This is a genomic window from Comamonas sp. MYb21 (assembly GCF_037479395.1).
In the GTDB taxonomy this organism is placed as follows: Bacteria; Pseudomonadota; Gammaproteobacteria; order Burkholderiales; family Burkholderiaceae_C; genus Comamonas.
In genome coordinates, this window is record NZ_JBBGZC010000001.1 from 29495 (window position 1) to 48417 (window position 18923).

An 18923-nucleotide genomic window follows, 5' to 3' on the forward strand; every position below is an offset into this window, starting at 1 on the left:
CAGTAAGCGCCATCTTGCGGCCTGGCAGCAGCCAGCGCCCACTCCCAGCAACCAGCTCCTGCCCACGCATGCCGATCTCCTTCACGCCCGTCAAGGCCGCCAACTCCCTCGCCGACCAAGTGGCCCAGGCGCTGGAGGCCAGCATTCGGCAAGGGCAAATGCAACCGGGCGACCGCCTGCCCACAGAGCTGTTGTTGGTGGCGCAGTTTGGGGTGAGCCGCACCGTAGTGCGAGAAGCCCTTTCCCGCCTCAAATCCAGCGGCCTGGTCGCCTCCCGCCAAGGCAGCGGCGTCTTTGTACAAGCCCCTAGGGCCGAACCGCTGGACCTGGAAAAAGGCCACGCCGCCTCGCAAGAGGCCGTCGTCCAAATCGTAGAAGTGCGCCGCGCGCTGGAGGCCGAAGTGGCAGAACTGGCCGCTGCCCGCCGCAGCACCGCCGATCTGCGCCGCATCCGCACTGGCGTCAAGGCCTTGGCCAAGGCGGTGGCCAATGGCCAAGACGGCGTAGCCGAAGACGTCGCCCTGCACCGCGTCATCGCCCAGGCCTCCGGCAACCCTTTCCTGCTCAGTACCTTGGATTACCTGTCGCAGGTGCTGGCGGGTGCCACGCGCATCACCCGCGCCAATGAGGCGCGGCGGCAGGATTTTGCGGCTGCCGTGACGCAAGAGCATGCGCGGATTGTGGAGGCGATTGAGGCGGGGGATCCGGCGGCTGCACGGGCGGCAGCAACCGCGCATATGAATAACGCGATTGACCGGATCCGGCAGGCAGATCCGGCGTTTTGGCGGCAGGATGGGGAACGGTTGGCGCGGGTGTTGTTGGGGGGCAAGGGGTAGCTGTCGCATCCCGGACGATCATATGGTCGTTTACTGAATAGTTCAGGATGTATTTGGTACCAGCGCTTCATGGTCTGCATGGGCGTTTTACTTTGCAGCGCTGATTGCGGTAACTGGTGGTTGTACAAGGCCACGTAGCGCATCTGGGCGCTCTCGCATGACTGGCAAACAAACGATCGGTGAACTCTTTACCGTTGTCGGTAAGCAGCCTGGTTATCTTGATCGGACAGGCTTTGTGCAAGGCCCTCAAGAATGCCTTGGCTCCCGCTGCCGTCTTGGCAGGCTTGATCTGCACAAATACCCAGCGCGTGGCCCTGTCAATGGCCACGAACAAATAGCGGCGCTTGGATTCGTTCTGCATCTGGGGCTAGGACTTCACATCCATGTGCAAATAGCCGGGCACATAGCTCTTAAAAGCCTTGTGCGTCTCTTTCGGCTCGGCGGGCTTGAGAGCGTTGAGATTCCCCACGCCGTGCCGTCGTAGGCACCGGTCCAAGCCTGAGCGCGATACCGTGCTGCAGATGAACTCGCGGGTGACGGCTAGCAAGTCATCGAGCGGTAGTAGCAGGGCTCGGCGAAGGTGTACCACCACAATTTCTTGCGCGGGTTTGAGCTGTGTCCGCAGCCGATGTGCGGTGTGAGAGCGGTCTTGCACGCTTTCGCGCTTCTTCCATTTGTAGACCGTCTGCTCGGTAATGCCAAAACGCTGGGCCAGCACGCTGGCGGTCTCATCGCTGGCAGCGATATGGGCACGCACTGCTGGGGTGGTGCGTGCATTCTTGTGCAGGGCTATTTGCATGACAAGCTCCCAGTGGACTGCACTGACTGTACAAGCTCGCGCAGTACTTCGCGAGCCATGAACAGTGGATAGCGATATTTATCTATGCAATCATCCGGGATGCGGCATTTACCCACCAGAATCATTTAATAGGCGTGGGAACAATAATTGCATCTTCATCAATTTTATAAGGTTGACCTGCCATAACTTTTTTAAGCAGGTCAATAAACATATCGGAGTATTTATGTGATTTACTAGTTTTAGCAACTCCAAACTTTACATTCACATGATATTTATTGTCATAACTTTTAATATTTACCCCTGTGTCATTTTCTATTATTTTTATTAAATCATTAACACGCTTCCAGCTCGGCAAGCCAAGCTTCTTATACACTTCAGTAATAACATATTGATGTGTAAGATTTATTTTTGAAGAATCCCCTACTGAGGTTACTCCGAAGAGGTTAGCAAAATTCTCACCCGTGTCCACAGCATGCTCCAGCATTTTGAAATCAATTTCAACTTGCTTTTTAGGAATGTCTGACCTTACAAGGTCAACTGCACGTGCCATCAATGCACGTAGAAGTTTAGTGTCAATTTTAGAAAGATTACCCGCCTGCCCAAATGCTTTAAAAACCCATTCAAATGAATTTGCAGTGATGCTTTTAATTCTAATATTTCTATCATTAGTCACTGCCAGCACTTTGTCACGCGGAGGATAAGATTTATCAGTCAGATTTTTATCCCATTCCAATATATATATATTAGGAACCAACTCGTATTCCTGAGCGCGAATCATCCTATCGACGTCTGCCAAAATTTTCTTAATATTAGGATCGCCTGCTCTATACCCAATAAAAATCAATGGATGCTCAATAAAATATGTCAGCAATTTTGCGCTTAGATATTTATGATCCTCCTCAAACCTTATATAATCCTCCTCATTGATTACTATACTTTCAGGCAACGACACGCAGCCGTGAATTTTAAAAATTTCACCAATGGCTAGAAATGGCTTACGAAGAATTTGCTGGCTGATGACCCGCTCGTAACCTGGAAATAGCGGCTCAATAACTTCATCGTAATTTGTTGTTACTACAGCATGGGCACTGATTGCCTTTAAAGCAGCAATCTCCGCATCCAATTCTAAAGAACCATAGGATCCATTTTCATCTACGCCAATTCCAGCCAAGACTTGACCAATGGTATGCTTTATGAAGATATCACTTGGAACATTTGCTATAAAATACTCAGGTGGGAAATTTTTCTTTCCTTCATTCCAAGCCCATTCGTGGTATAGCTGTGTAAATATAGATCCGATCTTCATCAGATCATTACCATATGCCTGTTTATAGTAGGCAAAATCCTTATCTATTTTCGGACATCTTTCGGCAAGAAGCATAAGGAGTTCCTCCCAATTCGGACCAGCGGCATATCGCTTGGAGAAGCCCGATCCAATAAACAATATTGGCTGACAACTCGCATCTGCAATTATCTTTGCAACATCAGCAGTAACTTCTTCCTGATACTGCGCATAATCCATTGGCATAGCAACCTCAAATCTTTCAAAACAATGTATTTAATTTAACGAATATTATTTACAATCATTCACACAAGCTTGAACATAGCATTAAAAAATCCAACCTGATAAAAATGCATCAAACTTGCTTATATGCACAAATTTCGAATAATCAATCAAATTATAATTATTTAAATGATATTGATGATTTCATCGTTATCAAACCCAACCTATTCAAATAGAATTTTTAATCCTCATCGTCACCCATAATCCCCAAATGCTGCGCAATACTTTTCTTCTTAAAGGTCAACCCATTGACAATATAATTCCTTGGGCCAATTTTTTTAAAATGCCGTAACCCCGTTTCTCCTGATTTATTTATTCTCTTACCACTTACATTCCAATGAATAGGCTCATTTTCCTCAATCATTTTAAAAAATTCAACATCAAATCCGATTTCTTCAACGATCCCTTTTTTACCTGCTTCAATCTCAACCGTCTCACCAATGCTAATTGGACAAGTATTTTTAGCTTTATCCAAAAAAAGACTATTTAACTCTGTAATCTTAAGATCTTGTTCGGCCTTAAGGCAACGAATCTCAGAACGGAGGGATTCTATTTTTTCGTCTAAATCCATATATCGCTTTCAATAAAATTTTATTACGACTCAGCTACTTAATATTGCAAAAATTCTGAATGCATTCACTTAAGGTTTTACATCAATCTGCAAGAATCAATTAACCACGCTCGAATTACTTTGCAAAATATATTTACATCAATCAGCCTTTTTGAAAATTGATTAGATATAATAATTCCAGATGTCATTTTTACTTCCCTTCACTCCCGGCGCAAACAAATAATCAATTAAAATATTTATTCCCGTCAGAGACTAGCGCGACCTTTGCTACGGTAAATTTAAAAATATTATTTATTCACGCCGTATGAAACTTCTGATCTGATGATTTGGATTTAATGATAGACACCAAATAAATATAAATAGTCAATCAAGATTCGATTAAAAAAGAAAACGGCAATGCATAAGAAATTAACGACGTCATCTGCGGATCACTTAAGCGCTATTGCCTAACAGCCTATGTAGCTAATAGTAACAGCGATTCAGTAGTTGAAGATAGTTATTTGATTCCGATCTCGCCATTACGCGTTGATCCAAAACGCCCCCCCACTCCCGCACCCCAACAAGGCAAACTCTGACGCCCACCCCCTCCCCCGCAGCCGCAGAATTTGCCCATGCTCGCTGCTTCTGCATCTGCCAACGCCCCACCCGCTGACGTCATCACCTTGACCGACAAAGGTCTGTACTGCGCGGCTGGGGATTTTTTTATTGATGCCTGGAAGCCGGTGCACCGCACTTTTGTCACCCACGGCCACTCGGACCATGCCCATGTGGGGATGGGCGAGTACTACTGCAGCACAAACAGCGAGCCGATATTGCGGTGGCGGCTGGGGGAGCAGAACATCCATGCGCTGCCGTTTGGGCAGACGATCACGATGGGGGAGGTGCAGGTGTCGCTGCACCCGGCGGGGCACATTCTTGGTTCCGCCCAGGTTCGGGTGCAGCATGGCGATGCGGTGTGGGTGTTTACGGGCGACTTCAAGCGCGAGCCGGACCCGACCTGTGAGGCGTTTGAGCTGCTACGCTGCGACACCCTGATTTGCGAGGCGACCTTTGCCTACCCGGTGTACGCCTGGCCCACGATGGCCCATGAGGTGGAGCGCATAGAGCGCTGGGTGGCGCATTGCAAGGAGCAAGGCAAGGCGGCAGTGCTGTATGCCTACAGCCTGGGCAAGGCCCAACGGGTGCTGGCGGGCTTGGCTGGCAAGCTGGATGCGCCCGTATTGCTGCATGGCGCGATGGCGCGCGGCACCGATATTTACCGGCAGGCAGGCATTGCGCTGGCCGCTACCGAGATGGTGGCCGATGTGCCCACCGATACCGATTTTGCCGGCCGCATGGTGCTGGCACCGCCCTCCGCGCAAGATTCCGCCTGGCTCAAGCGCTTTAAACAGGTGGAGCAAGGCTTTGCCTCGGGCTGGATGCTGCTGCGCGGCAACCGGCGGCGGCGCAATATGCAGCGCGGCTTTGTGATATCGGACCATGCCGATTGGCAGGAACTCATTGACACCATTACCGAAAGCGGCGCCCAGCGGGTGCTGGCCACCCATGGCAATACCGATGCGCTGATCCCCTACCTGCAGAGCCTGGGGATTCAGGCGGAGCGGCTGCGCACCGCCTATGGCGACGAAGAGGAGGCGGCCGAATGAACCGCTTTGTGGCGCTGTACCAGTTGCTGGATGAGGCCTCCGGCACGCGCGACCGCGAACTGGCCCTGCAGCAGTACTTTGCCGGCGCCACTGCGGCCGAAGCGACCTGGGCCGTCTATGTGCTGAGCGGCGGCAAGGTGAACACCGGCAAGAACCGGCTGGCCACCACCACCGAGCTGCGCAGCTGGGTGAGCGAGCTGACCGCCCTGCCGCTGTGGCTGGTGGAAGAGAGCTACCGCCAAGTGGGCGATTTGGCGGAGACCTTGTCGTTGTTGGTAGCGGCCTGGCAAAAGCAAGGTATCAACCATCCTGAGCTGGCTACTGCGCCCGGCGCTGCCGTTGCCCCCGATGCTGATGCGCCCTGGCATGCCTCATTGCTGGGCGCGGTCTTCAAGCCTCCCGACAACGACAGCCGCCTGGACGAATGGACCGAGCAGTTTTTGCTGCCGCTGGTGGCCGCCGATACCGAGCAGCGCAAGCGCGCGATCCAGCAGGCCTGGCAGCAGCTCGATACCCCCTCGCGCCTGGTCTTCAACAAGCTGCTGACAGGATCGCTGCGCGCAGGCGTCAACAAGCGAAGCCTGCAAAACAGCCTGGCACCGCTGGTGGGAATATCTGCCGCCGATATGGCGCACCGCATGGTGGGCGAATGGCTGCCCAGCGCCCAGGCCTATGAGGCCTTGATGGACCCGGACACCAGCGCGCAGCTGCTGGATAAGCCCTACCCCTTCTACCTCGCCTCCCCCTTGCCGCAAGAGCCAGAAGCCTTGGGCGACCCCAAGGACTGGCTGGCCGAATGGAAATGGGATGGCATACGGGTGCAGCTGGTGCGGCGCCAGGGCCATGCGCCCTATTTGTGGTCGCGCGGTGAAGAACGGCTGGATGGCCGCTTTCCCGAGCTGGAAGCCGCCGCTGCACTGCTGCCACGCGACATGGTGCTGGATGGTGAATTGCTGGCCTGGGATTACGAGCAGAACAAGCCGCTGGGCTTTGTCGCGCTGCAAAGCCGCATTCAAAAGCGCAAGCCTTCTGCCAAGCTGATGCAGACCGTGCCGGCGCGCATATTGTTTTACGACCTGTTGGAATTTGAAGGCGAAGACCTGCGCGCCCAGCCGCTGCAGCAGCGCCGTGCCAGGCTGGAAGAGGTGATCAACCAGGCCCAGCTGCCCGCACTGGGCCTGTCGCCCCAATTGCCGTTTGATGACTGGGAGGCACTGGCCCCGCTGCGCAATAGCGCTGCAGAGCGCAACGCCGAAGGGCTGATGCTCAAGGCGCTGGCCTCCCCCTACAAGGAAGGCCGGCGCCGGGGCGATTGGTGGAAGTGGAAGGTGGACCCGTTCAGCATCGATGCGGTGCTGATCTATGCCCAAAGCGGCAGCGGCCGCCGCAGCACCTTGCACACCGACTACACCTTTGCGGTGTGGAGCGGCGATGCGCTGGTGCCTGTCGCCAAGGCCTACTCGGGCCTTACCGATGTGGAGATTTTGCGGCTGGACAAATGGATCCGCAGCCACACGCTGGAGCGCTTTGGGCCGGTGCGCTCTGTAACGCCCAGCCTCGTGTTTGAGATTGCGTTTGAAGGCGTGAACCGCTCGACCCGCCATAAATCGGGCGTGGCGGTGCGCTTTCCGCGCATCTTGCGTTGGCGCGAGGACAAGACCGCGCAAGACGCCGACCAATTGGGCGCCTTGCTGGAGTTGGCCGATGGCTGACCTAGACAACACCACGGCCCCCAGCGACCGCGCAATGCAGCGCGCGGCCAAGCGCTGGCGCGACTGGTTGAAGGCGCAGGACATAGGCGCGGCCGTCTTCCAGCAACAGGCCTGGCGCGCTTATGCGGATGGGCACAGCGGTCTGGTATCGGCCCCCACCGGGCGGGGCAAGACTTTGGCGGCGCTGGGCGGGCCCTTGATGCAGGCGATGGCCGAGGCCGAGACGCCCGAAGGCCGCGCAGCACATGGGCCGCGCATGCTCTGGGTAACGCCCCTTCGCGCCCTGGCCAGCGATACCCGCGAACGCATCACCGGCCCGGTAGCAGCCGTGCTGCCCCACTGGCAAGTAGCGATGCGCACGGGTGATGCCACATCGCGCGACAAGCGCCTGACCGACACCGGCAAGGCGCAGTTGGTGGTGATCACGCCTGAATCCCTGGCCTTGTTGCTGAGCCATGAGCGCAGCCGCGAGCAGTTCAGCCAGCTGCGCTGCATTGTGGTGGATGAGTGGCATGAGCTCTTGCCCAGCAAGCGCGGCGTGCTGCTGCAGCTGAACCTGGCACGCATCCAGGCGCTCGCACCTGCCGCGCAGGTCTGGGGCCTGTCGGCGACGATTGGCAATCTGCAAGAGGCCAGCGATGTGCTGTTGAGCGCCTGGCAGGTGCAGCAACCAGCGCTGATCCAGGATAGGCGGCCCAAGCCTTTTCACCTGCACAGCATCACCCCGCCGCTGGGCACGCGCATGCCCTGGGCGGGGCATTTGGGCCTGGCCAATCTGGGCGAGGTGGCCAAGCTGGTGTTCAGCGCGCCCAGCACCATTGTGTTTACCAACACCCGCGCCCAGGCCGAGCTGTGGCACACGGCGCTGGCGAGCATATGGCCGGAAGATGCCGAGACACTGGCGATCCACCATGGCTCGCTGGACCAGGGCGTGCGGCAGTCGGTAGAGCAGCGCTTGCGCGCAGGCAGCTTGCGCTGTGTGGTGGCGACCAGCAGCCTGGATTTGGGCGTGGACTTTCCGGCGGTCGAGCGCGTGATCCAGATTGGCGGCGCACGGTCTGTGGCCCGCATGGTGCAGCGCGCCGGCCGCGCCAAGCACCGGCCCGGCGCTGCCGTGCATGTGGAGGCCGTGGCCACCCAGGCGATGGACCTGGCAGAGTTTGCCGCCGTGCGCGAGCTGGCCGAGGTCCAGGCGTATGAGCGGCGCGAGCCCCTGCGCCTGTGCTTTGATGTGCTGAGCCAGCATGCAATGAGCGCGGCGCTGGCGGGGGGATTCAGGCCGCCGGAGCTGCTGGCCGAGGTGCGGCGCACAGCGGCTTTTTGTGATCTGAGCGATGCGCAGTGGCAGGCGGTGCTGGCGTTTTTGCAGCATGGCAGCGATTCGCTCGTGCAATACCCGCAGTACGAGCGCCTGCACTGTGCCGATGGCCTGTGCCAGCCAGCCAACACCGGCGTGGTGCGCATGCACCGCATGTCGATCGGCACCATCACCGCGCATGGCGCAGTCAATGTGCAGTACCTGCGCGGCGCGCGGCTGGGCTCGGTCGAAGAGGCGTTTATCGCGCGCCTGAACGCTGGCGATGTGTTTAACTTTGCCGGCCGCAGCCTGGTGCTGGTGCGGCTGGAGAACAACACCGCCTGGGTGCGCCGCAGTGCCCAGGTGGGCCTGCTGACCCCCGCCTGGGCGGGCTCGCTGATGCCCATGTCCTCATCCCTGGGCGAGCGCATGCAGCAGCTGCTGAGCACGGCCGCTGCCAGCCCTGCCGCCGATGACGCACCCCACGCCCGTGAGCTGCAATGGCTGCAGCCCTTGCTGCAGCTGCAAAACCAGCGCTCGCTGGTGCCGGGTGCGGGCCAGCTGCTGATCGAGCAGGTGGGCCAAACCCAAGCCCCCCAGGCGGGCAAGGCGGCGCCGCTGTTTGTCTATCCTTTTGCCGGCCGTGTCGCGCATGAGGGGCTGGCGGTGCTGATTGCCACGCGCCTGGCGCATCGGCAAGCCAATACCTTTGCCTGGGCCTGCAATGAGATCGGGCTGATGGTCCAGCCCACCTTGCCCATCGATGCGAATACGGTGGACTGGGCAGAGATTTTCAAGCAGGACGGGCTCGACACCGATCTGCGCTCAGCGGTGAACTTTAGCGAGCTGGCACGCAAGCGCTTCAAGGAGATTGCGCAGATTGCCGGCCTGGTGCAATCCAAGGTGCCGGGCAAAAAGAGCCGCGCCAGCGATAGGCAATTGCAGGTCTCTGCCAGCCTGCTGTTTGATGTGCTGAGCAAGTACGACCCCGAGCATTTGCTGCTGCGCCAGGCCCGGCAAGAGGCGCTGGACCAGGAGCTGCACCTACCAACGATGCAAAGGCTGCTGGCCAGCATTGCGGGGCGGCAGATTGCTTTGCGCTTTCCGGCCAAACACACGCCGTTTTCGTTTGGGCTGTGGGCCGAGAGCTTTCGCGGCCAGCTCAGCAATGAGACCTGGCAAAACAAGGTGCGCCGCATGGCTGAGCAGCAAGAACGGCAAGCCAGGGGCGAACCCGCACCAGGCCCATCACGCTCAGCTCGCGCACCACGAACACAACGACCGGGCGACCCGCGTAAGGGCGCGCCACCGCAGCGCGCGCAACACCCAGGCAGCCCTAACAAGGCCGCAGCCAAGGCGACCTCCAAGCAGGCCGCCCCCCGCAAGGGCACACGCAGCACCCCGCAGCGCGCGCCCCAACCACAGGACACCCACTAATGGCAGGTACGCAATCGGCACAGCTTTTCTCCCCCATCCAACTTTCGCCATCGCCCCAGGACCATGTCGCGGCCAGCATCGCCGGCATGGAGTTTCTGGTGTTAACTGAGCGCGCATTGTTCTGGCCCCAGGAAAGCCTGCTGATCATTGCCGACCTGCACCTGGGCAAGAGCGATATCTTCCGCCGCCGAGGCGTGGCCGTGCCGCTGGAAGTGCAACGGCAAGACCTGCTGCGCCTGCACCAGGTCTTGCAGAAATGGCAGCCCCAGGAGCTGGTGATTCTGGGCGACTTTGTGCATGGCCGCTTTATTGGTGAAGACACCTTTCAGCTGTGGCAAAACCTGCGCCGCGCCAACCTCAAGACCCGCTTTAGCCTGACGCGCGGCAACCATGACCGCTACCTGCAGACCGAGGCCCTGCTGCTCGATGACGTGCACACGCACCTGGCACGCAACCAGGTGCTGATGAGCCACGAGCCCATGGGCCCGGGCGTGCACCACTTTGCGCTCAATATCCACGGCCATGTGCACCCGGCCATGCGCGTGCCCCAGCTGCGCCAGCGCCTGCCCTGCCTGGCCTACTCCGCCCCCTACCTGAACCTGCCGGCGTTCTCGGAGTTCACCGGCTCGGGGCCGATGGCCGTGCAGCCACTGCATGCCTGGCTGTTTGCCGGCGAAGGCACCGCGCCGATTGCGGTGTATTGATGGCACTTTGCTGATCGCCGGCTTCCTGCATTCGCTCTCTCAGACGGGCGCTGCATCTCTGCGCCCTACCCCGCCAAAGCCCAAGCCTGGCGCGCCTTTGCGCAGATCGGCTGATGGCGCTAACAGCGAAGCGCGCACGGTCTGGCCCGCGTTTGGACTACAAACTTTTTGGGGGCCAAAAGCAGAATAAAGGCGTCATCTAACAAGGAATAACCATGGTCACCACATATGTAGAGGAAGAGCGCGTCGTCACCGGCGGCGCAGTGCCGCGCGCATTAGCGGGCAGCAGCGAAAGTGCGGTCTCCTGGGCCGCCATTTTTGCGGGCGCATTGGCAGCAGCCGTGCTGTCGCTGCTGCTGTTCATGCTGGGCATTGGCCTGGGCCTGTCGTCGGTCTCGGTCTGGTCGGGCCGTGGCGCTGATGGCGAGACGATTGGCTGGGGGGCAGTGGCCTGGCTGGCATTTACGCAGCTGGCCTCGGCCGGTGTGGGTGGCTATATCGCTGGCCGCCTGCGCACCAAGTGGCAGGGCGTGCACACCGATGAGGTGTACTTCCGCGACACCGCCCATGGCTTTCTGTCCTGGGCGCTGGCGACGATGCTGATGGTGGCCATTGCCGGCTCGGTGGCAGGAGCTGCCATCTCCGGCACGGCCAAGGCCGCCGGCGCGGTGGTGAGCGGCGCGGCCCAAGTGGTGGGCGGTGCAGCCAGTGGTGCCACCGGCGTGATCGGTGGTGCCGCCTCTGCCGCGCTGACCGGTGCTGCTGGCGTGACCGCTGGCAAGGCCAATGAGCCAGGCTCGGACCTGAACTACTGGATCAACAGCCTGCTGCGCCAAGGTGGCCCTACCGAACAGCAAAAGCAGGACATGAAGGACAGCGCGCAAAACGCCGCCCAAAAGGCCCGCTCCGCCGCCGATGACGCCAGCGAGATGAGCAGCGTCTTCATGCATTCGCTGCAAGCGGGTTCGCTGTCCAACGACGACCGCCAGTACCTGGGCCGCCTGGTGGCACAGCGCACCGACATGGGCCAGGAAGAGTCCGAGAAGAAGGTGCAAGCCACCTACGACCAGGTCAAGCAACAGATCGACAAGGCCAAGCAAGCTGCGCAAGACGCCGAAGTGAAGGCCAAGCAAACGGCCGAGCAAGCCCGCAAGGCCACCGCCTACTCGCTGCTGTGGATGTTTGTGGTGCTGCTGATCGGGGCCTTTGTCGGCAGCCTGTCTGCCACCTTTGGCGGCCGCCAGCGCGACGCTTGAACCACCCTCTGCCTGACCTGATTTAACCCTTTTGCCTACGGGCAAGCCTAGAAAGGAAACACCATGCGATCCATCCTGCTTTGGCTGATTGGCGTGCCAATCCCGATCATCATTCTGATTGCCATCTTCTTCCATTAAGAAGATCGCTCCCCCAGCACCCAGGCCGCTCGATGAGCGGCCTTTTTGCGTTCGCCTGCGGCATCGGAGAAAACAGGCCGCCACCTCAGCCTACGCATACAGCCAAGCCCTCCAAACGCCTACAAGCGCGGCGTGGTGCAACTGTCATCCTTGGTGGTTCCAGCCCACCGGCTGACCACAACGCCAACCCCACGGAGATCCACGATGACCACTCGCAAATCGACCTCGTCCGCAGCAAAGACCCAAGGCAACGCAGGCGAGCTCCATGAGCAGGCCGGTGACGGCCACCCAGTGATGACGACGCAGCAAGGCATTCCGGTATCGGACAACCAGAACTCGCTGCGCGCCTATGGCCGAGGACCTACCCTGCTCGAAGACTTTGTGCTGCGCGAGAAGATCACGCACTTTGACCATGAGCGCATTCCAGAGCGCATCGTCCACGCACGCGGCACGGCAGCGCATGGCTATTTTGAGCTGAGCGATTCGCTGAAGAAATACACAACGGCGAAGGTTCTGACCGAAGTGGGCAAGAAGGTGCCGATCTTTGTGCGCATGTCCACCGTGGCGGGCGGCGCAGGCTCGGTCGATACGCCGCGTGATGTACGCGGCTTTGCGATCAAGCTCTATACCGACGAAGGCAACTGGGACCTGGTGGGCAACAATATTCCGGTGTTCTTTATCCAGGATGCGATGAAGTTCCCCGACTTGGTGCATGCCGTCAAGATGGAGCCGGACCGGGGCTTTCCGCAGGCAGCTTCTGCGCATGACACCTTCTGGGATTTCATCTCGCTGATGCCCGAGTCGATGCACATGATCATGTGGGCGATGAGCGACCGCGCCATCCCGCGCAGCCTGCGCACCATCGAAGGCTTTGGCGTGCACAGCTTTCGCCTCATCAACGACAAGGGCGAGAGCACCTTTGTGAAGTTCCACTGGCGGCCCCAACTGGGCATCCAGTCCACCGTCTGGGACGAGGCCGCCAAGCTGCAGTCCGCCGACAACGACTACCACCGCCGTGACCTGTTCGAGGCGATTGAAGCTGGCCATGCGCCCGCCTGGGATCTGTTGGTGCAGCTGTTCACGCAGGAAGAGGCCGATGCACTGCCCTATGACCACCTGGACCCGACCAAGATCATTCCGGAAGAGGTGATTCCGCTGAAGAAGGTTGGCAGCTTTACCTTGGACCGCTGGCCGGACAACTTTTTTGCCGAGACCGAGCAGGTCGCCTTCTGCCCGGCCAATGTGCCGCCAGGCATTGATTTCTCCAACGATCCGCTGCTGCAAGGCCGCTTGTTCTCGTACCTGGACACGCAGCTGTCGCGCCTGGGCGGGCCCAACTTTACGCAGATCCCCGTGAATGCGCCCAAGTGCCCGTTTGCGCATACCCAGCGCGATGGCCATATGCAAACCCTGGTGCCCAAGGGGCGTGTGGCGTATGAGCCATCGAGCCTGGACCCGAACTCACCCCGCGAATCGCGCGCCCAGGGCTTCCGCTCGTTTGCGCAGCCTTCGGAGGCCGATGCCAAGAGCCGCATCCGCCCTGAAAGCTTTGCCGACCACTACAGCCAGGCGCGCCTGTTCTACACCAGCCAGAGCGAAGTAGAGCAAGCCCATATCGCCAGCGCCCTGGTGTTTGAGCTGTCCAAGGTGCAGACGCCCCATGTGCGTGAGGCCGTTGTCGCCCATCTGCTGGTGATTGACAGCAACCTGGGCAAGCGCGTGGCCAAGGGCCTGGGCCTGGCTGCGCTGCCCAAACCTGCCAAGCCAGCGGTGCCTGTGCAAAACCTGCCACCCAGCCCCGCGCTGCGCATCATCGATCGCATGAAGCCCACCCTGGAAGGCCGCTGCGTCGCGATACTGGTGGACGATGGCTCCAACGCCGAGAACGTGGCCGCGCTGCAAAAGGCCATCCTGGCCGAGAAGGCCATGGTCAAGATCATTGCGCCCAAGATTGGCGGCGCGACCTTGAGCGACGGCAAGCACATCGCCGCCGACGCCCAGCTGGCCGGCGCGCCATCGGCGCAGTTTGATGCGGTCGCCTCGGTCATCCCGATGGCATCGGGCGAAATGCTGGCCAAGGATGGCGCGGCGCAAGACTGGTTCCGCGATGCCTTTGGGCATCTGAAAGCGATTGCCGCTTGCAAGGCAACGCATCTGATCCTGGATGCCGCTGGGGTAAAGCCCGATGAAGGCGTGTTTGAGCCCAAGGATGTGGCCGGATTTATCAAGGGCGCGAAGTCGCGCTTCTGGGACCGCGAGCCTAAGGTGCGTACCTTGGCTTGATAGCCAGTTTCAGGGGCTGCCGATGCGCCCTTGAAGCCCCGCCAGCAGGCGCTGCAGTGAAAGCTGTGGCGCCTTTTTTGCGTCCATCGCCAGCGAGCACCGGCCGATTCGAGCCTGCGCATGGGCCCAGCTTGTGCCGGCAAAAAACCCTGCAACGCCTCGGGAAAGTACCGCGCAGAGCCGCAGCAAGGCAATGCTATGATCCCGCAAAATTTGTATGATAACCATACCAGTCTCCCGAGGTTTTAGGGTCTCGGGAGTTCTTCTAACGAGTCAACGAGACAAGTCCTTCCTATGACGACCATTGCCCTTCTGAGCATTGCGGGCGCCAGCATTGCTGCGCTGTTGCTGCTGATCATCCGATTTGAAGTCCATGCCTTTGTGGCGCTGATGCTGGTGAGCCTGCTGGTGGCGCTGGCAACCGGTATTCCGCTCGCGGAGATCATTCCCACCTTGATAGCTGGCATGGGCGGCACATTGGGGTCGGTGGCGATCCTGGTGGCGCTGGGGGCGATGCTGGGGCGGATGATCGAGGTATCCGGCGGAGCCAATACCTTGGCGCAGCGCTTTAGCCAGCTGCTGGGCCCCAAGCGGGTGCCGGCAGCGCTGACGGCCGCCGCGCTGGTGCTGTCGATACCGGTGTTCTTTGATGTGGGCTTCATCATCCTGATCCCCATCATCTATGGCTTTTGCAAGGCGGGTGGCGTCAGCCCCATCAAGTACGGGCTGCCGGTGGCTGGCATCATGCTGGCCACCCATGTGGTGGTGCCACCGCACCCGGGCATTGTGGGCGGCGCTGCGGTACTGTCGGCCGATGTCGGCTGGATCACACTGATTGGCTTGGGAATCTGCATTCCGCTGGCCTTTGTGGCCCAGTGGGTGGGCCGCCTGCTGAACCGCCGCCATTACGCGATGCTGCCAGAGGCTGAAGCCCAGTTCCGCAACTTTGGCAGCGGTGATGCCGCCGATGCGCCTGCCGCCAAGCTGCCCGGCGTGGGAGCGGTATTGACTTTGATCCTGGCACCGCTGGCCCTCATCATGCTGGGCACGACCGCCGCGACCATGCTGCCCAAGGGCGACGCACTGCGTGATTTTCTGGCCTTTACCGGCGCACCGGTGTTTGCGCTGATGGTAGCGATTGGTCTGGCCTTTGTGCTGCTGGTGCGCCCCTTGGGCTGGACGCGCAAGCGCACCAATGAGGTGATGGAATCGGCGCTGCCCGCAGCGGCCACGGTGATCTTGGTGACGGGCGCTGGCGGCGTGTTTGCCAAGGTGCTGACGGTGAGCGGCATTGGCACCGCATTGTCGCAGGCGCTGTCGGGCACGGGCCTGCCGTTGATTCTGCTGGGCTTCATCATCTCGCTGGCGCTGCGCGCGGCGCAGGGATCGGCCACGGTGGCCATTCTTACCACCTGCGGCCTGCTAGCCGAAAGCATCCACAGCGGCGGCTACAGCGCCGTACAGGTCGCCGTGCTGACGGTGGCCATTGGCTTTGGCGGCCTGGGGCTGTCGCATGTCAATGACTCGGGCTTCTGGATCGTGACCCGCTACCTGGGCCTGAGCGTGGCCGATGGCCTGCGCAGCTGGACGGTGCTGACGACCGTGCTGGGCCTGGCCGGCTTTGCGCTGACCTGCTTGGTCTGGGCGTTGGTGGCCTGATCCGCAGCCTGGCTTGCCGCTTGGCTATTTGTCACTTGCATTCTTGTGCCCCGGCCCCCGGCCGGGCATTCTCTATCTCTGATTGACGGGAGCATCTCCAATGACTACACAACAGCAAGGCGCCAAGGTGGGCGTCATCGGCCTGGGCGCCATGGGCCTGGGCATTGCCCAAACCTTGCGCAACCGGGGCTACCAGGTCCATGTCTGTGATGTGCGCCCGGGGGCGGCGGCCGACTTTGCCAGCGCTGGCGGTGTGGCCTGTGCCCACCCGGCCGAGCTCGCGGCCCAGGTAGAGGTGGTGGTGTCGGTCGTCGTCAACGCTGCGCAGACCGAGGCCGTGCTGTTTGGCGAGCATGGCGCCGCTGCAGCGATGCGCCCCGGCAGCACCTTTGTGATGTGCTCCACCGTGGACCCGAACTGGTCGATCGCGCTGGAGGCGCGCCTGGCCCAGAGCGGTGTGCTGTATGTGGACGGCCCGATCTCCGGCGGCGCGGCCAAGGCAGCGGCCGGCCAGATGACGATGATGACATCGGCCACACCAGCGGCCTATGCAGCAGCGGGCGATGTGCTCGATGCGATGGCTGGCAAGGTCTACCGCCTGGGCGACAAGGCCGGCGCGGGCAGCAAGGTCAAGATCATCAACCAGCTGCTGGCAGGGGTCCATATTGCCGCAGCGGCCGAGGCCATGGCCTTGGGCCTGCGCGAAGGGGTGGATGCTGCGGCGATCTACGAGGTCATCACCCACAGTGCCGGCAACAGCTGGATGTTTGAAAACCGCATGGCCCATGTGCTGGCGGGCGACTACACGCCACTGTCGGCCGTCGATATCTTTGTGAAGGACCTGGGCCTGGTGCTGGATACCGCGCGCGCCAGCAAGTTTCCGCTGCCGCTGGCAGCCACCGCGCACCAGATGTTCATGCAGGCATCGACTGCCGGCTATGCCAAGGAAGACGACAGCGCGGTGATCAAGATCTTCCCCGGCATCACCCTGCCCCAGGCTGCCAACGACGGAGGCCTGCGATGAGCGGGGCCGCGTTGAAGCTGGGCTGCATTGCCGATGACTTTACCGGCGCCACTGACCTGGCCAACAACCTGGTGCGCGCCGGCATGCGCGTGGTGCAGACCATTGGCGTGCCTACGGGCCCGCTCGATACCGAGGTGGATGCCGTGGTGGTGGCCCTCAAGTCGCGCACCATCCCCGCTGACCAGGCCATTGCCCAGTCGCTCGATGCCCTGCGCTGGCTGCAGGGCCAGGGCGCGCAGCAGATCTATTTCAAATACTGCTCCACCTTTGACAGCACGCCCACCGGCAATATCGGCCCGGTGACGGAGGCGTTGATGGATGCGCTGGGCAGCGACTTCAGCATCGCCACCCCGGCGTTCCCCGACAACAAGCGCACCGTCTTCAAGGGCTATCTGTTTGCCGGCGATGTGCTGCTGAACGAAAGCGGCATGCAGAACCATCCGCTCACCCCCATGACCGACCCCAACCTGGTGCGCGTGCTGCAGTCGCAAACCCGGCGCAAGGTGGGCTTGATCGACCACAGCGTGGTGGCCCAGGGCGCAGACGCCATCCGCAGCCGCATTGCGGCGCTGAAAGCCGACGGCGTGGGCATTGCGATTGTCGATGCGGTATCGAACGACGACCTGCTGCGCATGGGCCCGGCGCTGGCGGATCTGCCGCTGGTGACCGCCGGCTCGGGTGTGGCGATTGCACTGCCTGCCAACTTTGGCCTGCAACCCAGCAACCAGGCTGCCGCCTTGCCAGCGGCCAGTGGGCTGCAAGCGGTGGTGTCGGGCAGTTGCTCGGTAGCGACCAATGCCCAGGTGGCGCACTTTATCGGCAGCGGCCGCCAGGCGCTTGCGATTGCGCCGCTGCGCATGGTCGCTGGTGATGCGGTCGTGCGCGAGGCGCTGGACTGGGCCCGCCCGCATCTGGCGAGCGGCCCGGTGCTGGTCTACTCCACCGCCGAGCCTGATGCGGTGCGCAGCATCCAGGCCCAGCTGGGCGTGGAGCAGGCGGGGGCCTTGGTCGAGCAAACCCTGGCCGCCATTGCACGCGGTCTGGTGGAGCTGGGCGTGCGCCAGCTGGTGGTGGCCGGTGGCGAAACATCAGGCGCCTGCGTGCAGGCGCTGGGCATTGCGCAGATGCGCATTGGCGGCCAGATTGACCCGGGTGTGCCTTGGTGCCATGCGGCCAGCCCGGCAGCGCCGGAGGGCTTGCACATCGCTCTCAAATCGGGCAACTTTGGCAGCACCGACTTTTTCACCAAAGCATTTACCTCCTTGCAAGGCTGAACACCATGGTCTTTATGGACGAACCCAGCGCCCGCGCCGAGATCTGCCGGGTAGGCGCATCGCTGTACCAGCGCGGCTATGTGCATGCCAGCGCTGGCAATATCAGCGTGCGCCTGGCCGATGGCTACCTGATCACCCCCACCGATGCCAGCCTGGGCCAGTTGGTGCCTGAGCGCCTGGCCAAGCTCGATCTGGAAGGCCAGCAGCTGAGCGGTGACCGCGCCAGCAAGACCATCGTGCTGCACCGGCGCATTTACGAGGCCAGTGCCAACACGCCAACGCCCGCCGGCTGCGTGATCCACACCCACAGCCGCCAGCTGGTCGCCTGCTCGCTGCAAGCCACTGCTGTGCCGGGGGTGGAGCCGGCCGCCGAGCTGCTGCCGGCGCTGACGCCCTACTTTGTGATGAAGGTGGGCCGCGTGCCGCATATCCCTTATTACCGCCCCGGCTCGCCCGATGCGGCGCAGGCCGTGGCCGAGGCGATTGCGCAGTACGCGGCAGCGGGCCGGCCGATTCGCGCGGTGATGCTGGCACGCCTGGGCCCCAATGTCTGGCACGAAAGCCCGGCTGCCGCGATGGCCGCACTGGAAGAGCTGGAAGAAACGGCCCTGCTCTGGAACCAGTGCCGCCAGCAAGCACCCGCGCCGCTGAGCGAGGCCCAGATTGACGAGCTGCGCCAGAGCTTTGGCGCCCACTGGTAAAACCACCTCCCGGCCTGCCGTG

14 protein-coding genes and 1 pseudogene are annotated in these 18923 nt (G+C 60.6%); 11 read left to right on the top strand and 4 right to left on the bottom strand.

Features of this window, described 5'->3' with window-relative positions; all coding sequences use genetic code 11:
* Window positions 1-68 precede the first annotated feature (68 nt).
* Entirely contained in the window at window positions 69-836 is a 768-nt protein-coding gene (locus tag WH367_RS00145; protein WP_339533605.1) for a FadR/GntR family transcriptional regulator, read from the top strand.
* On the opposite strand, the pseudogene WH367_RS00150 reads toward WH367_RS00145, so the two are convergent.
* The 3 genes and pseudogenes from WH367_RS00150 to WH367_RS00160 all read right to left on the bottom strand — a co-directional run.
* Window positions 836-1635, bottom strand: a pseudogene (locus WH367_RS00150) (DDE-type integrase/transposase/recombinase); the annotation flags it as partial. The gene WH367_RS00145 and the pseudogene WH367_RS00150 overlap by 1 nt on opposite strands.
* A gap of 121 nt (window positions 1636-1756) precedes the next feature.
* Complete coding sequence (locus tag WH367_RS00155; RefSeq protein ID WP_339533607.1) at window positions 1757-3163, bottom strand: SIR2 family NAD-dependent protein deacylase; 1407 nt, start codon at window positions 3161-3163, stop codon at window positions 1757-1759.
* Between the two features lie 217 nt (window positions 3164-3380).
* The gene (locus WH367_RS00160) at window positions 3381-3770 is read right to left on the bottom strand and encodes a hypothetical protein (protein WP_339533609.1); all 390 of its coding nucleotides are present in this window, start codon (window positions 3768-3770) and stop codon (window positions 3381-3383) included.
* A gap of 611 nt (window positions 3771-4381) precedes the next feature.
* Between WH367_RS00160 and WH367_RS00165 the strand changes: the two genes are divergently transcribed.
* The 6 genes from WH367_RS00165 to WH367_RS00190 all read left to right on the top strand — a co-directional run bounded on the left by WH367_RS00165 (window position 4382) and on the right by WH367_RS00190 (window position 14243).
* Window positions 4382-5416, top strand: a complete 1035-nt coding sequence (locus WH367_RS00165; RefSeq protein WP_339533611.1) for a ligase-associated DNA damage response exonuclease — start codon at window positions 4382-4384, stop codon at window positions 5414-5416.
* On the top strand, window positions 5413-7128 hold the full coding sequence (locus tag WH367_RS00170) for an ATP-dependent DNA ligase (protein ID WP_339533612.1): 1716 nt from the start codon (window positions 5413-5415) through the stop codon (window positions 7126-7128). Before WH367_RS00165 ends, WH367_RS00170 begins: the two co-directional genes overlap by 4 nt.
* On the top strand, window positions 7121-9862 hold the full coding sequence (locus WH367_RS00175; RefSeq protein WP_339533613.1) for a ligase-associated DNA damage response DEXH box helicase: 2742 nt from the start codon (window positions 7121-7123) through the stop codon (window positions 9860-9862). The genes WH367_RS00170 and WH367_RS00175 overlap by 8 nt, the downstream gene beginning before the upstream one ends.
* Window positions 9862-10566 carry a ligase-associated DNA damage response endonuclease PdeM gene (pdeM, locus tag WH367_RS00180; protein WP_339533614.1) on the top strand — a complete coding sequence of 235 codons (705 nt, stop codon included), beginning with the start codon at window positions 9862-9864 and terminating at the stop codon, window positions 10564-10566. Before WH367_RS00175 ends, pdeM begins: the two co-directional genes overlap by 1 nt.
* A gap of 215 nt (window positions 10567-10781) precedes the next feature.
* Window positions 10782-11822, top strand: coding sequence for a hypothetical protein (locus WH367_RS00185; protein ID WP_339533615.1), 1041 nt, complete (start codon window positions 10782-10784; stop codon window positions 11820-11822).
* Between the two features lie 342 nt (window positions 11823-12164).
* Window positions 12165-14243: a catalase gene (locus tag WH367_RS00190; RefSeq protein WP_339533616.1), complete on the top strand. Its 2079-nt coding sequence runs from the start codon at window positions 12165-12167 to the stop codon at window positions 14241-14243.
* Between the two features lie 9 nt (window positions 14244-14252).
* Here WH367_RS00190 and WH367_RS00195 read toward each other — a convergent pair whose 3' ends face one another.
* Complete coding sequence (locus WH367_RS00195; RefSeq protein ID WP_339533619.1) at window positions 14253-14471, bottom strand: hypothetical protein; 219 nt, start codon at window positions 14469-14471, stop codon at window positions 14253-14255.
* Between the two features lie 66 nt (window positions 14472-14537).
* Between WH367_RS00195 and WH367_RS00200 the strand changes: the two genes are divergently transcribed.
* The 4 genes from WH367_RS00200 to WH367_RS00215 all read left to right on the top strand — a co-directional run bounded on the left by WH367_RS00200 (window position 14538) and on the right by WH367_RS00215 (window position 18901).
* Window positions 14538-15902, top strand: a complete 1365-nt coding sequence (locus WH367_RS00200) for a GntP family transporter (protein ID WP_339533620.1) — start codon at window positions 14538-14540, stop codon at window positions 15900-15902.
* Window positions 15903-16002: 100 nt separating this feature from the next.
* Complete coding sequence (gene ltnD, locus WH367_RS00205) at window positions 16003-16926, top strand: L-threonate dehydrogenase (protein WP_339533621.1); 924 nt, start codon at window positions 16003-16005, stop codon at window positions 16924-16926.
* Window positions 16923-18200: a 3-oxo-tetronate kinase gene (otnK, locus tag WH367_RS00210; protein WP_339533623.1), complete on the top strand. Its 1278-nt coding sequence runs from the start codon at window positions 16923-16925 to the stop codon at window positions 18198-18200. Before ltnD ends, otnK begins: the two co-directional genes overlap by 4 nt.
* A 14-nt stretch (window positions 18201-18214) precedes the next feature.
* Window positions 18215-18901, top strand: a complete 687-nt coding sequence (locus WH367_RS00215) for a class II aldolase/adducin family protein (RefSeq protein ID WP_339533624.1) — start codon at window positions 18215-18217, stop codon at window positions 18899-18901.
* The last annotated feature ends 22 nt before the right edge of the window (window positions 18902-18923 follow it).

Bases quoted from the DNA above. Each gene is read 5' to 3' on its own strand.
- WH367_RS00145 (WP_339533605.1), top strand. From the start codon at position 69: ATGCCGATCTCCTTCACGCCCGTCAAGGCCGCCAACTCCCTCGCCGAC.
- WH367_RS00155 (WP_339533607.1), bottom strand. From the start codon at position 3,163: ATGCCAATGGATTATGCGCAGTATCAGGAAGAAGTTACTGCTGATGTT.
- WH367_RS00160 (WP_339533609.1), bottom strand. From the start codon at position 3,770: ATGGATTTAGACGAAAAAATAGAATCCCTCCGTTCTGAGATTCGTTGC.
- WH367_RS00165 (WP_339533611.1), top strand. From the start codon at position 4,382: ATGCTCGCTGCTTCTGCATCTGCCAACGCCCCACCCGCTGACGTCATC.
- WH367_RS00170 (WP_339533612.1), top strand. From the start codon at position 5,413: ATGAACCGCTTTGTGGCGCTGTACCAGTTGCTGGATGAGGCCTCCGGC.
- WH367_RS00175 (WP_339533613.1), top strand. From the start codon at position 7,121: ATGGCTGACCTAGACAACACCACGGCCCCCAGCGACCGCGCAATGCAG.
- pdeM (WP_339533614.1), top strand. From the start codon at position 9,862: ATGGCAGGTACGCAATCGGCACAGCTTTTCTCCCCCATCCAACTTTCG.
- WH367_RS00185 (WP_339533615.1), top strand. From the start codon at position 10,782: ATGGTCACCACATATGTAGAGGAAGAGCGCGTCGTCACCGGCGGCGCA.
- WH367_RS00190 (WP_339533616.1), top strand. From the start codon at position 12,165: ATGACCACTCGCAAATCGACCTCGTCCGCAGCAAAGACCCAAGGCAAC.
- WH367_RS00195 (WP_339533619.1), bottom strand. From the start codon at position 14,471: ATGGTTATCATACAAATTTTGCGGGATCATAGCATTGCCTTGCTGCGG.
- WH367_RS00200 (WP_339533620.1), top strand. From the start codon at position 14,538: ATGACGACCATTGCCCTTCTGAGCATTGCGGGCGCCAGCATTGCTGCG.
- ltnD (WP_339533621.1), top strand. From the start codon at position 16,003: ATGACTACACAACAGCAAGGCGCCAAGGTGGGCGTCATCGGCCTGGGC.
- otnK (WP_339533623.1), top strand. From the start codon at position 16,923: ATGAGCGGGGCCGCGTTGAAGCTGGGCTGCATTGCCGATGACTTTACC.
- WH367_RS00215 (WP_339533624.1), top strand. From the start codon at position 18,215: ATGGACGAACCCAGCGCCCGCGCCGAGATCTGCCGGGTAGGCGCATCG.